We start from the raw sequence: 1,885 nt of genomic DNA on the forward strand, positions 1-1,885 counted from the left end.
AAAGCGGCTGTATTTAACAGTATCCATCTAATGCGATCCGAGACAGATACGCTGTAACGTCCAGAAACAAAAAAAGTTGTCTAAGCGACCTTATAAGTTAGCATTTTATGTGTATTAACAAACAAAGTTAGATAACTAACGTCATAAATTTAATGACTAAAAGCCTTATTCCACATAAAAGCATTAAAGGATAAATGAGTATGCACATCAAAATCACTCTCTTGAGCAAGTCCCGCCTTTATCGCAATTTCTTTTACTTGTCCTTTTGTTGCTCTTTTGGGAACAGAACTAATAGTATTTCCATTTGGTAATATTACAGTAATAGCATTATTCATATCAGATATACTAGGAACACCTAAAACGTCTAGAAATGCATTATTAAGTTTTTTTGTTTTAACCCTTTTACATATAATATTCGCCTCATTTTTAACTTCTGATACTGACAGTTCAAGTTTATGAATTATTCCCCAATTTAATTTTTTATTAGATTCATTACTCACTATCTGGCTGCATATTTCAATTCGCTCAAGCTGAACATTAATACGCTGTAGATGTAGAACCTTATCGTAGATAAAAACACTGTCGATGATAAGCATCAGGACGAAAAAAATGACTAAAATCAATCGGGTAATTCCCCACATAGTGCTCAATCGGGATATCCACTTAATATCCCAACGGAACAAAGATACTAAGCAATAATAAATAATAGTCATTAAAGAAACTCCTGAAGAAAAAATGCTTTAATGTTAAAGCATTTTTTCTTAAAAATACCCCCTCTAATTACATAGATTAAATAACCATTTTTCTTCGTAAAGTGAAGATATTAAAAGCGGCTGTATTCAACAGTATCCATCTAATGCGATCCAATTCGCGGTAACGCCCAGATACAACAAAGGTCGCCATTAGCGACCTTAGATTTAAAATAAATCTAATTTAGGCAAAACCCCCTAGGAATAGATTTATTTTAAATCTGACTATTTTTATCAATCCATCTCGCCATAAATCACTTATCAATCTGATGTGATCCAAATACCCGTAAAATCGCCCCTAGAATCGATTCTAAGACCACAAATACCGATCATTCATCTCGTAGTATGACTTTGAGTTAGAAACGCCTGTATTTAACAGTATGCATCTAACGCGCACTACGTGATCATCGTTCAGAGGAAATAGGAAAGATAACGAGTATTTAAGATAGTTTTGTCCGATTAAATCAGCCCAAAAGTGACGTTGTTATTTTGTTATCAGTGTTACACGATCCCAAAATGAAAGTTTGACCGGTATTTATGAGGAATTGACGACAAAGTAATGTTTTCTTAACTTGAATACGTGGGCCTGGTTAATTGAGGTACGAAATTATCCAAGCACCATGTATCGACAAGTGAAACGCGTCAGTCTAGTGGGTTCTCTCATGTGGAAAAGTAGGACAGACAAGCTGCCCTAAACTTTACACACAATCGATAATTCAGTATCGAAAGAGCTTTAAGTTTTCGCTCCGCTATAAACAATAAGTTTATTTTCTTCTTAATTTAAAGCGTGTTAGATATATGCTGAGATTGAGAGAGGTTGAGCAAAATTCCCATAGCAGCAGCTTTCCTTAGAGTAATAAGGAATGCTGCTACTTCGGAAGAAGAATATGCCGACATCGAGCCGAGTATATCGCTTACATTCCACCAAGATACTAACTATGTTCTTGGTCTTCACATCTCGCTTATAGTACAGCGTCAATCATCAATGTGAACCTCGCGTGTCGTCCTACAACTGAGATAACATTCTAGTGTCAGTGCTCTTTAAGTTGCTCGCTCACGAGTGCAGTGTTGTTAAGTGGTGTATTTGATCGAGTGTCAGCATCGAAGCTGGCTTTCCTCCCTCTCACCAAAGTCAC

The 1,885-nt window shown here is 36.0% G+C and carries 1 protein-coding gene; it reads right to left on the reverse strand.

The genetic code is table 11. The features are described from left to right. Positions 1-149: 149 nt before the first annotated feature. On the reverse strand, positions 150-713 hold the full coding sequence (locus FYJ80_RS11515; RefSeq protein WP_154427040.1) for a hypothetical protein: 564 nt from the start codon (positions 711-713) through the stop codon (positions 150-152). Between the last annotated feature and the right edge of the window lie 1,172 nt (positions 714-1,885).

Source organism: Bullifex porci (genome assembly GCF_009695635.1).
In the GTDB taxonomy this organism is placed as follows: domain Bacteria; phylum Spirochaetota; class Spirochaetia; order Sphaerochaetales; family Sphaerochaetaceae; genus Bullifex; species Bullifex porci.